Here is a 14,429-nt window from a genome sequence, read left to right on the forward strand (position 1 = left end):
CTTGTTTTAAGATTCTTTACTCCAGTTTAAACGGTCCATTTGGTTAAATGGCCAAGGCGCTCCATTATTTTCAATATTACCCATCATATTATTCAAATCTGTTGGAGCGGCAGATTGTTCCATAACAAGATATTGTCGCATATCCATAATTATAGAAAGAGGATCAATGCTAATAGGACAAGCTTCTACACAAGCATTACAAGAGGTACAAGCCCATAATTCTTCTGGGGTAATGTAATCGTTCAATAATTGCTTTCCATCGTCTTTAAACTCGCCATTATTCTCATCTATATTCTTACCAACTTCCTCTAAACGGTCACGAGTATCCATCATAATTTTACGAGGAGATAATTTTTTACCTGTTTGATTCGCTGGACATTCGCTGGTGCACCTGCCACATTCGGTACAGGTATACGCATTTAATAATTGCACCCAACTTAAATCTTGTACGTCTGAAGCACCAAATTTATATGGTACTGCAGTATCTTCAACAGGTTCTGCATACGGGTCTACATCAGGATCCAACATCAACCTAACTTCATCGGTTACCGATTGTAAATTCTTAAACTGTCCTTTGGGTGTTAGTTTACCATAATAAGTATTCGGAAAGGCAAGTAATATATGCAAGTGTTTCGAATAGTACAAATAGTTGAGGAAGAATAAAATCCCTGCAATATGTAGCCACCAAGCAGTACGTTCAACTATTATTAAAGTCGATATAGCTAAATTTTCGAATAATGGGGCTATAAAACTACTTATTGGAAACGATCCCGCTTTAGCATAATGTTCGGCTCCCATTTGTTGCAATTGATAATCTGAAGCATTCATGGTAAGAAATAAAAACATCAATATCAATTCGATATACAGAATAAGGTTACCATCCTTTTTTGGCCAACCCACCATTTCTGGTTTAAAGAATCTTTTTAATCGAATAACATTTCTTCTTATCCAAAAAACAAGTACTGCAATAATCACTAATAATGCCAATACCTCAAACGATGCGATTAGAAAACCATATAAGCCGCCTAATACCGAAAACATTCTATGTGTACCAAAAACACCATCTAAGACAATTTCAAGCACTTCTATATTTATAATAACAAAACCAACGTAAACGATAATATGAAAAAAACCTGCGATAGGGCGAACAACCATTTTAGATTGACCTAATGCAATCTTTGCCATGTTTTTCCATCGTTGTGGCTTATTGTCATTCAAAGAGGCCTCCTTACCAAGGAAAATATTTCGTTTTAATTTTGAAATATTCTTTACAAAAAAACCCACACCAACTATAAGTAATACTACAAAAATGATATTAGGGAGATACTGCATATATATATTTATTCTTCTATTTTATCAGCTGGGTCTTCTTCAGGGACAGTATAGTCCTTTTGTTTTTTACCAAAAACCGAAACGTTGACATAACGTTTTGGGTTTAAACGAAAATCTTGCAAGAGCAGCTCCAATTCTCTGGTGGTAGTATTCAAATTAGAATATAGTTCCTTATCGTTCATCAGTAAACCTAGTGTACCATCGCCATTTTCAATTCTTTGGGTTACTTGATCTAAACTGGCCATTGTAGATTCTAAACTAGCCAAAGTACGCCCTAAACCAGCTGAATTTAAGGAGTCTGAAAGCTTAGAAAAATTTAAAGTAAGCAATTCAAAATTCTTAAATGAATTATCTAACTTTTCCCTATTACCCTCTAATACGCTATTTAGTGATGTAGCACTCCTATTAAGATTTGTTATTAAAATATTAAGACCTCCTATCACCTCTTTTAATTCCATTTTTGTCTTAGGGTCCAAAATAGAATTTACATTAACCAATACAGAATCAGCCCCAGAAATAGCAGATTCGAATTTACGAACCAAAGGTGTCAATTTTTGTTGTGCTAAATCTGTAATTCCAAGTCTAGTTTCCGTTTTTAATGTATCACCAGATTGTGCAACACCAGTGGCATCAAAAACAGGTTTAATTTGTAACCCCTTACCACCTATTATACCAGTATCATAAAGTTCAACAAGGCTATTTTTAGAAAATTTAAAATCATTACCAACCGTAAAAGTCACTAACAAATTCCCTTTTTCATCTAAGAACTTTATGTCATTAACTTTCCCAACACTAAACCCGTTAATTGAAACGGTAGTGCCAGATTGAAGTCCGCCAACATTAGGGTAAACGGCATAGAAAGTTTTGCTATTGTCAAAAATAGGAGTGGATTTCAAATAGCTGAATCCCATGATAAACAAAAGAATACCTCCTATTACAATAATTCCTGTTTTTACTTCTCTAGATAGTTTCAAGCAATTTTATTTTTGTTACACTCAAAATTAGGAATAATATTTACACTTTAAGGGGTAAATTCAGAAACCTCGTCCAGCGCTTGTTTAATAGGAATTCTTTCTCCTAATTTATATGCAACAATATACGCTGACCTATATCCCTTTTCTTGTGCTAGGGTTTGCATCATTTTCGCTTCTCTATATGACCTAGTTTCTCCGTACATGTAACGATATAAATTTTTATAGGGCTCCTGTGACAAACTTGAAAGACCATTAAAATTAGCAGAACTAAGTTGTATGTTTTTACTACTCGCCATTAACTGAATCTTAAAAATAATTGACCCTACAACTTCTTTTGAAGAAATAACCTCTTTTTGTTTAGTTATAACCGCAGGCTTTTCTATAATCTCTTTTGCTTCTTCAACTTTTGCTGAAATAACTATTGGTTCTTGTTTCTTTATTTCTGCAACCTCTTCCTTAACCGGTGGCGTTTTTGGTTTCTCGATAGTTTTCTCCACTGTTTTAACGGTCGGCTGAATACCTTCTTTATAATGCAATATCGCTTTTGCAATAGCACTTCCCATTTCGTTCTGTCCTTTACCTGAATTTAAATAGGCACCTTCATCTTTATTGGTCAAGAACCCCGTTTCAACCAAAACACTTGGCATAAAGGTTTGATGCAACACAATAAAACCAGCTTGCTTCACTTGTCTATCGGTCCTCTTTAAAGAGCTTGAAAAATTCTCCTGAATCATGGTAGCCAATGCTACACTCTGATCTAAAAATTCTTCTTGCATTATCGTCAAACCAATTACAGATTCCGGTGAATTAATATCATAATCGGCATATCTATTTTCATAATTATCCTCTAAATAAATCACCGAGTTCTCTTTCTTAGCAATTTCAAAATTTTGCTTATTGGCATGTAGCCCTAGCACAAAAGTACCTGCACCATGTGCATCTGAAGTATGAGAATCACAATGAACGGAAACAAACAGATCGGCATTTGCCTTATTCGCTACCTCACCTCTTACATACAAATCAATAAAAGTATCGTCTTTACGAGTGTAAATAACCTTAATGTCTTTATTCTTTGATAAAATTTCACCAACTTTTAAAACAATATTAAGAGCAATCTTTTTTTCCAAATAACCATTACCCAAGTTACCTGGATCATGGCCCCCATGACCAGCATCTAACACTACAATAAAAGGGTCATCGGACTTTGTTTCTGTTCCTAACCCTGTGAAAGATTGAAGCAAAAATGACATTGCTATAACTAGTGAAATGCAAAAGAATTTTATTTTCATAAGTACTAGGGATTATATAGCCCTGATAATGGTTAAATTTATTGTAACACCCTACATTAGGATTAAAAAATATATGTAAGTTTGACATCTGAAACAATGGCTCGTTGGACCGCCAAACCTTTACAAAAATAGGATATATAGCCTTGCAATCAAACAAACAATACTTACTTTTCCTATTCGTGGTTTTTGCCGGTGCTATTTACGCCTTCGGACAAGAGGGTAAAATTACACCGCTAAACATTCAAATAGAAAAAGATTCTATAATAGCTCCATTATTCCCATCCACAAGTATTAGAGATTCTATTACAGCAGACTCTTTGGCTGCAGATTCTATTAATAAAAAGCCTCCTTTATTATTAGATAAAATAACCTACAAGGCGAAAGACTACGTTAAATTAAGTCAAAAAGAAAATAAAATCTATCTCTACAACGAGGCTGAAATTTACTATCAGGATACGGAATTAAAGGCCGGTATAATCATTATGGATTATATAAAAAATGAAGTTTATGCCGGTAGAATGAAAGATTCTTTAGGCAATTATACGCAACTACCCTATTTTAAACAAGGCTCAAACATAGTTATACCAGATTCCATAAGATTCAATTTCGATACCCAGAAAGCATTAATTTGGAATTCACGAACCGAGCAGCAGGCCGCTGCAGGTCAATTAGGTAGTGATGCCATGAAAGTATATGCAGAGATTACAAAAAAGGAAAATGATTCCGTATACTTTTTAAGTGAAGGAAAACTTACCACATCTACGGACACCATAAATCCCGACTATTACATAAGAGTAAGAAAGGCAAAATTTGTACCTAAGAAAAAGGTGATTGCAGGGTTTAGCAACTTATACATAGCAGATGTCCCAACCCCAATAGCAATGCCATTTGCCTATTTTCCACTTTCTGTTGGTAGATCTGCAGGTATTTTAATGCCCTCTTTTGGCAATGACCCCAATACGGGATATTTTCTTCAAGATATGGGCTATTATGTTCCATTAGGCGATTACGCCGATGTAACACTTTCTGGAGATTTTTATACGAATGGAAGTTATGCTTTTAGATCGGCATCTATCTACACCAAAAGATATAAATATAGAGGAAATGTTAACCTGAGATATGAAAATCAAGTTCGTAGCCAAAAAGGCTTTAGCGATTACAGCTTGTCAAAAAATTACAACATTCAATTCTCACACTCACAAGACCCGAAATCTAGCCCCAATTCTAGATTTTCGGCCTCGGTTAACCTAGGTAGTAGTGAATATTACAGAAATTCATTACAACAACGAAATTTACCTAATACTCAAAACAACACCCTATCTTCGTCTATTTCATATTCTAAAACATTTCCTGAGTATCCGTCAGTAAATATGAGTTTGACCGCGACGCATTCTCAATTAACATCACCAACCGCAACCGCCTCTGACACAGATAATATTAACATGACCCTACCTACTTTTCAGGCAAGTATGGAGCGTATTTATCCTTTCGCAAAAAGAGAGGGTATAAAAAAAGGGATTATTCAAAACATTAATTTTCAATATGATGTTAATGCTCAAAATAGATTAACTACTAACGATGATGATTTTCTAACTTCTAGAATGTTCGATAATACTAAAGTTGGTGCAAGACATCGAATACCATTAACCACAAATTTCAAGGTGGCCAAATTTTTCAGCGTTAGTGTTGGAGGTAACTATGAAGATGTTTGGACCCTAGAAACCTATAATAAAAGATATGATTTTGATACAAAAAAAGTAGTTACTGATACTATAAGTGGTTTTGACCGATTTAATAAATATAATTTTAGCGCAAGCGTTGGTACAACACTGTATGGAACCTTTGATTTAGGTGAGGACAAAAAGATTCAAGCTATTCGCCACACCATGCGCCCGTCAATTAGTTATGGCTATGCACCCTCTTTTGACCAGTTTTATGATGAATATATTAATGGTAATGGCGATGTTATTCAATTTAGTCGTTTTCAGGGAACCTTAAACGGCGCACCTTCATTAGGCAAATCGAATAGTTTAGGCTTTTCTTTAGCTAATACTTTAGAGGCAAAGGTTAGAGATAAAGATTCGACCAAAATAGAGCCTAAAAAAGTTTCTTTATTAAGTAATTTCAATATCTCAACAGGGTATAATTTTGAATCTGATTCGCTTCGTCTAAATCCATTAACCGTAAATGGTGGCACTAATATTCTAAACAATAAAATGTCGATTAACTTTTCGGCAGGCCTAGATCCATATGCGATTGACAATAATGGCAAAAGAATCGACACCTGGAATATTGATAATGGCGGTAGTCTTTTTAGGCTTACAAGAGCAAATGCCAACATTTCCTATTCAATTAGCAGTGAAATGTTCGGTAAAAAAGAGGACGATGAAAAAGAAGAAGAGGAAGATCCCTTCGATTATGTAGCCCAAAGTGGTGGTAGAGATGATGACCTCTTTGGAAGAGCCGATAATTTCAACGACAATCCCGTCCGTAAAGATGACAAGAACAGTGATGTGGCGAACCCCATATACGGCACCAAAATACCTTGGAACTTAAGACTAGCTTATTCTGCCAGTTATTTAAATTCTGCAAGACAGAGTGAGTTTAGCAGTCACTCTCTAATGTTTTCTGGTGATATAGAATTAGCTCCGAGATGGTCGGTTGGAGGTTCTTCTGGTTATGATTTTAAAAACCAAGGCTTCACTTTAACTCAACTTCGTTTTCAACGAGATTTGAAGAGCTTTACCATGCGTTTTAACTGGACCCCATTCGGACAATACAAAAGATGGTACTTCTTCATCGGTATAGATTCATCTATTCTTAAAGATCTTAAATGGGAAAATCGAAGTCAACCCATTAGAAATTAACAAAATTCATTTTACACTATGAAAAAGATAATTAACACTTCAAATGCCCCAGCCCCAATAGGTCCATACAACCAAGCCATTTTAAGTAATGGAACATTATACATTTCTGGTCAAATACCCTTAAATCCAAAAAATGGTGAATTAGTTTCAGGTGATATTAAAAAAGAAACTAAACAGTGTATGGAAAATTTAAAGGCCATTTTAACCGAAGCTGAAATGACCTTTGAAAATGTTGTGAAATCTTCTATATTTCTAAGTGATATGAAACAATTCACTGAAGTAAACGAAGTATATGCATCTTACTTTAATGCGGAAACTGCACCTGCAAGAGAAACCGTAGAAGTAGCAAATTTACCAAAATTTGTAAACGTTGAGATTTCTATGATTGCAATAAAATAAAAAATCACATATTTGCTTGGTGAAATTCTACTAAACCTTCAATTGGTCTTTGTCTAATTACCCCTACTATTAAGTCATTTCTTAATAATACGGAAGTTAGCTCATCTCTTAAATAATGGGCAATACTACCAACAAAGTTAACTGGCACTTTAGTAGCCAACTCAAACTGCATTACGTAATTATTAATGAATTGCTGAAAGCCTTTATCTATAACGCCTTTTGAATAAGGGTGTTCTTTATTCTCTATTAAGAAGCGAGCAAACGTTGCAAGATAGGTATTTGGATTAGGTTGCTTATACAAATTTTCTTTAATGACATCGGCATCAAGGTCGTGTTGCTTCGCAAATTTATGAGCCAAGTCTGCCGGCATTTTATGAAAATAATAATCTCTAATTAATTTACGTCCAAAAAAATTACCACTTCCATCATCCATTGGAATATAGCCTAATGACGTTACTTTTTGAAATAATTGATTACCATCATAGTAACTACAATTAGAACCTGTACCAAGTATACAGACAATACCTTGATGCCCTACTTTCGTAGTAGCGAATATTGCCGCATAGGTATCCTCTTTTACGTCAGCTTTAGCATTAGGGAAGAAATCCTTAAAAATAGCTTTTAGAAAGGATTTCATGCGATCCGTTCCACAACCCGCGCCGTAAAAATATAAATGAGTTACTTTTTCACGGTTTTTAGAAAGTTCAAAGTTATTAGCTAAGCGATCTTCAATTACATCTTTAGTCAACACCTCTGGGCTTAGACCCAAAGTTTGAGTTAAAAAAAGTTGTTCGCCATTTTCATCCAAAGCAATCCAATCCGACTTGGTTGCGCCACTATCTACTATTAAAATCATATACCGAATATCTTTAAAAAATAAACCTGAAAATAAGGAAAAAATGCCTCATTTTCAGGAAATATCTTAATTATACCAAAATGTTGGTTACAGTGTATTAACGTGTTGCATTAGGTCTACCATTTTATTGGAGAAACCTGCTTCGTTATCATACCAGCAAATTAATTTGAAGAATTTAGAATTCAACTCAATTCCTGCGCCAGCATCAAATACACTTGTATGGGTTTCACCAATAAAATCTTGAGAAACCACATCTTCTTCTGTGTATCCTAAAACCCCTTTCAATTCACCTTCAGAAGCTGCTTTGAAAGCTTTTTTTATTTCTTCGTATGAAGTTTCTTTTTCTAAACGAACAGTTAAATCAACAACAGAAACATCTGCAGTTGGAACCCTAAAAGCCATACCTGTTAATTTCCCTTTCAAAGCAGGAATTACTTTTGTTACCGCTACGGCAGCACCAGTAGATGCAGGTATAATATTCAACAATGCACTTCTACCTCCTCTCCAGTCTTTTCTTGAAGGACCATCAACAGTCATTTGAGTAGCAGTTGTTGCATGAACAGTAGTCATCAACGCCTCTTCTATACCGAATTTATCGTTTAAAACCTTAGCCATTGGAGCCAAACAGTTTGTTGTACAAGATGCATTAGAAACGATTGTATCAGAAGACTTAGCATCTTTATGATTCACACCCATAACAAACATTGGAGCATCTTTAGAAGGAGCAGAAATAACTACTTTTTTAGCACCACCATCGATATGATATTGAGCAGTTTCTAAAGTTGTGAATATACCAGTACATTCAGCAACAGTTGTTGCACCTACTTCATCCCACTTACAGTTCTTGGGATCTCTTTCCGCAGTAATGCGAACAATTTTACCATTTACAACTAAATGACCATCTTTTACTTCTACAGTTCCGTCAAAAGCACCATGAACTGAATCATACTTAAGAAGGTAAGCCAAATGCTCAACATCTAACAAATCATTTATAGCAACTACATCAACATCGCCACGTTTTACCGTTGTTCTGAAGACCAATCTTCCTATTCTACCAAAACCGTTTATTCCTACTTTTAAATTTGACATTTTCTCTATTTTAACGTTTAATATTATGTTGTCATTATTTCCGAAACCCTTATAAGCTCCTTATCAATTTTTGTATGCCCCTTTATTGCCTTATTAATAGGTGTTAAGGTTAGCTTATTACATTGAATACCTACCATCAGATTAGTTTTACCTTCAAGCAACGCTTCTACTGCCTTTACCCCCATTCTACTAGCAAGAACCCTATCGTAGCATGATGGTGCACCGCCTCTTTGCATATGACCAAGAACAGATACCCTAACATCATAGATTGGTAAATGCTCTTCAACATATTCCTTAAGTTCGAATACATTTTTACCAGATTTATCACCTTCCGCCACTATAACGATACTTGAAGATTTTCCAGACTCCTTACTTCTTTTCAAGGATTCTAATAATCTATCAAGACCAAGATTTTCTTCGGGAATTAAGATTTCCTCCGCACCAGCACCAACACCTGCATTTAAAGCTATATGGCCAACATCTCTACCCATAACTTCTACAAAGAATAGTCTGTTATGAGAACTAGCCGTATCTCTTATCTTATCAATACAATCTACCACTGTATTAAGAGCGGTATCAAAACCTAAAGTAAACGTGGTTCCGAAAATATCGTTATCAATTGTACCAGGTATACCGATTACAGGAAAATTGTACTCTCTATTAAAGATCATGGCACCTGTAAAGCTACCATCACCACCGATAACGACAAATGCGTCTATACCGGCTTTTAAAAGCTCTTCGTGCGCTTTTTTTCTACCCTCTGGTGTTCTAAAATCATCACATCTAGCAGACTTTAATATAGTACCACCTTTATTAATGATGTTATTTACACTTCGGGCATCCATTGGTTTAAAATCCCCTTCGATCATACCTTGATAACCTCGGTAAATTGCAATACAATCTACTTTCATATAGGCACAGGTTCGAACAACTGATCTAATGGCTGCATTCATGCCAGGTGAATCACCACCAGAAGTCAGTACTGCTATTTTTTTTATTTCTGAAGACATCGAAAAATTTAAGCCAACGAAAGTAATAAATCTTCTTTCAATAAAGAAATAATGTGAGTCGGCATTTTCAACAGAAATTAAAGAAAACGTTTTAGTTGTGACATTTTATTACAATACTTCTTAAAATTCCACATTTCTTAACATTTAGCATACATAATGCTATCAATTTATTGATTTTGGCTTATCATAAAATCGAATTAAGCTATCATTTCCCATTACCGAAGTTGGGTTATCTTTAAACTTAACAGGCTCTTTAACTTCATTGTTTTTAGTTAAAATTTTCTCTAAGAGTTCTTTAAAGTTATTAAAATCAACCTCGTAAGACAAACCAGCACCTTGGGTAGAGCCTTGTCGGTCAGATAAATACGCCTGAATTTCACTTTGTCTACTAAAAAACTTAGCGCTTAAAGTACCCTCATCATTTAACAGCACCTGTATTTCAAAATCACCAGCCACCAAGGTTTCACTTGAAGCACCGACCGGCACACCAACCTTACCATTAAATAATATTCTATCAGAAATTTGTGTTGAAACCGTAACTCCAATTCGGTCATCAGTTTCAATATCGGCAGATCTATCTAGTACACCTTGCTCATATGACAGACCAAGATTGAATTTATCATTGCCTCCACTTAAAATAGAATTTAAAATACCTGATGCACTTTGAACCAAATTACCGGTAATTGCTTGTTGGTTGATTCCGCTTTGTGCGTTCACAAACGTACCCTGAGCCAATAAAAATATAGCATTCTTCTCTTCTACTGTTGGATCCTGCAATCTATATTCTAACTCTGATTGCACAATGGAACTCGTTCCCGGAAAATCTATCCCAAAGTCAATATTTGGACTTTGAAGCTCTCCTGTTAAACGTATAATAACATCTGTTGGAATTCTTCTAGTAAAACCGGGATCATCTAATAAAGGAGCCGGATTAGCATTTAGAGAATATACCGCTTCCATATTCAATAAAGCCTCTAAAGGCTTCTGATCCCAGTTAATAGTACCCCCAGGTTTTACCTTGAATTTTTTATCAATTATTCCGCCAAATTTATATTGGTACTCGCCGGTAACCACAACGAAATCACCATACATTTCAAATTTACCATTGGTATTTATTTGAATCAAAATAATTCCATCTCCCGTTCCTTTTAAAGAACTACCGGTTTTCGTGTCGGTTACAATTTCAACCTCTGCATCCGGGGTAACATCAAGATTAAATTCCAATTCCAATCCCTGATAATCTTTTAATTGCCGTTGGCCTTCTATAGTTCGTTTATCGTTCTTCTCAATAAAATTTATAAAAGAATAATCCCCTACACTAGCTACGTCACTTAATGGGATTTTCAAAGAAGTTCCTTTTGCAGTAGAACCGTCTACAATTATATTTAATGCTGTGGTAGGACCATAAATACGGCCAGTGCCATTTAAATAACCCGTACCATAATACAACTCCCCTTCCTTAAACTCGGTATTCAAAATCAAGAATGATTGATCCTGGGTATCAACATGTAAATCTAAAATCCAATTATCAAAAAAACTATGTGAAATGGTCCCGTCAAGATTAGCTCTGGTACCTTTAGCCACATCTTCTAATGCAATATTTTCAAAATCGAAAGTCTGGTCAGAGAGCACTACCCTAGAACGAGGTGCAAAACTATAATCAACATTTAAATAAGGAATTGCTATACCGGCATTATCTAAAGTCAAAAGTCCATTAAAACTCGGATTATCCACATTACCAATAATACTTACCCTGCCATCGATATCTCCTCGTATATTATCTATAACACCTTCACCTAAGGGACTAAAGGGCTCTAAATTAAAATTACTGAAATTTGCTATTAAATTGGCTTTAGGGATATCTACTTTATTATCGATACTACCCAAAACGCTAAACTTTTCTATACCATTATCAGTGAGTTGCGAATTAACTTGAAACTCAGTTAAATCTTTGTTACCAATAATACTTATTGCCAAATCGCCTAAAGGAATATCGTTAATTCCGAAGTGCTCTATATTCAAGTTCGATGAGGGTAAATAAATACCATCTTTTTGCAAAACATTTAAAGTTCCGTTTACTTCACCTTGCAATTTAAGGCTATCGATGACCGGAGTAATTTTATCTAAGGAGACAATTTTAAACTGTAATTGAAGATCCTTATAGGTAGAATCTGCTAACTGACCTTTTAATCTTATTTGCTCTTTCTCCTCATTGTTCATTACAATTTCTTGAATAGTAATACTATCGAGTGCCCTATTCAATATTACTTTGTTCTTAGAATCACCATCTTTGTTCAAAACCCATTTATTACCCTTAAAATTAACATCGGATGTTTTTAAACCTATGACAGATTTATTGTCCTTATTAAACGTATGGTAAAAATTCAGGTTGTAAGAATCATTAAAATCGCTACCTCCTTTGAATTCAGACCTAAAGAACAAAGTATCCTTAAGCGTAGTATTTATTAAATTAAAGTCCTTAAAATTATAATAAGGAGTATCCAATTCCCCAACCGAAACAAATGTATTGAACAACGGATTCTTATTATCTATACGTACTTCTATATTATCTGCAGAAGTGCCAAAAGCTTCAATACTAGGAGATTCAAAATTGAGTTTAAAATCACCTTCATCGGCAACTATATTTCCTTTAATAAATGTATTGGGATCAAAACGTACTTCAGGAAAAAATACGTCAACAATTTTATTATAAATTTTAAAATTGAAGGAAAGATTTTGACCATCAGATATTTGAAATGGCCTATAATTGGTATAAATACTACCTAATGAATTTTGAACAAGCTTACCTAATTCACGAACCTTAAAATTACCTTTCATAAAACCGGTAATAATATCCGGAGAATTAATATTTATAATACGAGCGCGCTCTATATCAAAACTAGAAGTTATTTCAAAATCTTCGAAATAATACGTGTCATTTACATTTTGATAATTAGTTTGAGTAAACTTAATATCCCCAATAATATTATCTAGATTAGTCCCCGTAATATCCATACTCACGTTCCCTTTAAAAATGGAAACACTGTCCTTAATGAAGTTAAGTTTCTTTAAATCGGCATAATCTACAGAGGCAATAAAATTGAAATTATTTCTAGTTTCAGCAACATTAGCCAGTCCCTTAAAGTCAAATTTTAAATTCTCATCATTACTTATCAAAGACCCGTCGAATAATTGGTCTTTTATTATACCGGAAACTCTTAAATCTTGATAGTTATATTTATTGAATTCAATAGAATATATCTGTCCTATCACTTCAGTATTCAATCTTTCTTTAACGAAGCCTTTTCCTTCTACATTAAAATCTAGAGTGGTTTTACCTAAACTTTTGTTTTCTGCAAAATTCCCTAAATCAAAATCGATTAAGGAAATAAATCCTTTATAAGTGGCGTTGTCTATATTATTGAAATTGCTTAATACAATATCAGCATAACTACTACCAATAGCTGTATTAAAGTTGACTTTCGCATCTATTGATGAATTCGTTATTAATGCATTACCGCGAATTGTAAATTGACCAAGCTTACTAAAAGTTGATGGTAATGAATTACCAATTAAATTAGGCAATAACGCATTTAATTGATAATAACTACTTGTTACATTTTTCATTTCAGCATTTAAGCTGAATGGTTTTTGCTTGCTAAAAAGATTTTTAAAATTAAAATCTCCACGAATACCGGTATTATCAGAAAAAAGAAAAAGATTATCGGTATTAAGGTCATTTAACACACCGTTTATATCAGCACTAAAGGTTACCTCTTTACCCTTTCCAAACTCATTATATAGCAGATTAATCTCATCAAAAGCTACCTTCGACTCTTTAAAATCCGCAACAACATTTACTTTGTTCAAAAAATCACGAAAATCTTCTCGATTATAATTAAAAACCAGATTGCCATCTAATTCAGATAAACGAGTTTTTATTTTGAGGGAATCGAAACGCATTTGCTGCTTCGTGTACTTAAAATTGGTGGCCAACTTATTCACCTTTAAACCCCTAGTGCTATAAAGGGACATATCTCGAATATCAGCAGTCACTTCTGGCCCAAGAATAAGAAAGTTTCCCGCACTTATATTCAGACTATCAAAATTTAAAACAGTAGGCTTTTCTAAATTCTCGTCAATATATTTAAATCTACTGTTTTTAATATCAACTTGAGAAGACGATAATTCAAATGGGGGCGTACCTGGTGCTCTAGGCCTACCATCATCAAGTTTATCCACAAAGACTTCTAGGTTAGAATTCTCTTCACCAAAATAGGTCTTCATTTTAAAATTTAATTCATCGACAGAAATATCACCAAACTCCAAATTGCCTTGAGCCAAATTACCAATACTAAGAATAGAAGTTTTAAGTTCATTGATATAGAAAAGCGTATCTTTTTTATAATCTTCGATAAAGACACCCTCCAATGCAGTATCCCAAGAAATCAATGAAAGTTTTAGACGATTAATGTTAATATGAGTGCCATACTGCTTATTAATTTTCTTCGTAGCATACTGCGCCAATAAAGTTTGAACAACAGGCAACGAAAAAATCAGGGTGCCTAAAACACATATCAGCAAAATCACCAATACTATTCTAACCAATATTT

9 protein-coding genes are annotated in these 14,429 nt (G+C 34.3%); 2 read left to right on the forward strand and 7 right to left on the reverse strand.

Features of this window, described 5'->3' with window-relative positions:
- Nucleotides 1-6 precede the first annotated feature (6 nt).
- Genes AACZ49_RS11425 through AACZ49_RS11435 form a run of 3 tightly spaced genes read right to left on the reverse strand, consistent with a single transcriptional unit; the run spans nucleotide 7 to nucleotide 3,595 of the window.
- Nucleotides 7-1,332, reverse strand: coding sequence for a (Fe-S)-binding protein (locus AACZ49_RS11425; protein WP_339654797.1), 1,326 nt, complete (start codon nucleotides 1,330-1,332; stop codon nucleotides 7-9).
- 8 nt (nucleotides 1,333-1,340) lie between these two features.
- A complete protein-coding gene (locus AACZ49_RS11430; protein ID WP_339654800.1) occupies nucleotides 1,341-2,306 on the reverse strand; it encodes an MlaD family protein in 966 nt (321 codons plus the stop codon).
- 47 nt (nucleotides 2,307-2,353) lie between these two features.
- Nucleotides 2,354-3,595: an N-acetylmuramoyl-L-alanine amidase gene (locus tag AACZ49_RS11435; RefSeq protein WP_339654803.1), complete on the reverse strand. Its 1,242-nt coding sequence runs from the start codon at nucleotides 3,593-3,595 to the stop codon at nucleotides 2,354-2,356.
- Nucleotides 3,596-3,738: 143 nt separating this feature from the next.
- On the opposite strand from AACZ49_RS11435, the gene AACZ49_RS11440 reads away from it, so the two are divergent.
- Both AACZ49_RS11440 and AACZ49_RS11445 read left to right on the forward strand, forming a co-directional pair.
- Nucleotides 3,739-6,462, forward strand: a complete 2,724-nt coding sequence (locus AACZ49_RS11440) for a putative LPS assembly protein LptD (protein WP_339654806.1) — start codon at nucleotides 3,739-3,741, stop codon at nucleotides 6,460-6,462.
- A gap of 18 nt (nucleotides 6,463-6,480) precedes the next feature.
- Nucleotides 6,481-6,861, forward strand: coding sequence for a RidA family protein (locus AACZ49_RS11445; RefSeq protein WP_339654809.1), 381 nt, complete (start codon nucleotides 6,481-6,483; stop codon nucleotides 6,859-6,861).
- A gap of 4 nt (nucleotides 6,862-6,865) precedes the next feature.
- On the opposite strand, the gene AACZ49_RS11450 is transcribed toward AACZ49_RS11445, so the two are convergent.
- The 4 genes from AACZ49_RS11450 to AACZ49_RS11465 form a co-directional block, all read right to left on the reverse strand.
- Nucleotides 6,866-7,717, reverse strand: a complete 852-nt coding sequence (locus AACZ49_RS11450) for an N-acetylglucosamine kinase (RefSeq protein WP_339654812.1) — start codon at nucleotides 7,715-7,717, stop codon at nucleotides 6,866-6,868.
- Nucleotides 7,718-7,804: 87 nt separating this feature from the next.
- Nucleotides 7,805-8,806: a type I glyceraldehyde-3-phosphate dehydrogenase gene (gap, locus tag AACZ49_RS11455; protein WP_339654813.1), complete on the reverse strand. Its 1,002-nt coding sequence runs from the start codon at nucleotides 8,804-8,806 to the stop codon at nucleotides 7,805-7,807.
- Between the two features lie 23 nt (nucleotides 8,807-8,829).
- Nucleotides 8,830-9,816 carry a 6-phosphofructokinase gene (gene pfkA / locus AACZ49_RS11460; protein WP_339654815.1) on the reverse strand — a complete coding sequence of 329 codons (987 nt, stop codon included), beginning with the start codon at nucleotides 9,814-9,816 and terminating at the stop codon, nucleotides 8,830-8,832.
- A 162-nt stretch (nucleotides 9,817-9,978) separates the two neighbouring features.
- On the reverse strand, nucleotides 9,979-14,424 hold the full coding sequence (locus tag AACZ49_RS11465) for a translocation/assembly module TamB domain-containing protein (protein ID WP_339654818.1): 4,446 nt from the start codon (nucleotides 14,422-14,424) through the stop codon (nucleotides 9,979-9,981).
- Nucleotides 14,425-14,429: the final 5 nt, after the last annotated feature.

Source organism: uncultured Maribacter sp., from assembly GCF_963975365.1.
Taxonomy (GTDB): domain Bacteria; phylum Bacteroidota; class Bacteroidia; order Flavobacteriales; family Flavobacteriaceae; genus Maribacter.

Coding starts and splice junctions, on each gene's coding strand:
- gap (WP_339654813.1), bottom strand. CDS start 8,806: ATGTCAAATTTAAAAGTAGGAATAAACGGTTTTGGTAGAATAGGAAGA.
- AACZ49_RS11445 (WP_339654809.1), top strand. CDS start 6,481: ATGAAAAAGATAATTAACACTTCAAATGCCCCAGCCCCAATAGGTCCA.
- AACZ49_RS11435 (WP_339654803.1), bottom strand. CDS start 3,595: ATGAAAATAAAATTCTTTTGCATTTCACTAGTTATAGCAATGTCATTT.
- AACZ49_RS11425 (WP_339654797.1), bottom strand. CDS start 1,332: ATGCAGTATCTCCCTAATATCATTTTTGTAGTATTACTTATAGTTGGT.
- AACZ49_RS11450 (WP_339654812.1), bottom strand. CDS start 7,717: ATGATTTTAATAGTAGATAGTGGCGCAACCAAGTCGGATTGGATTGCT.
- pfkA (WP_339654815.1), bottom strand. CDS start 9,816: ATGTCTTCAGAAATAAAAAAAATAGCAGTACTGACTTCTGGTGGTGAT.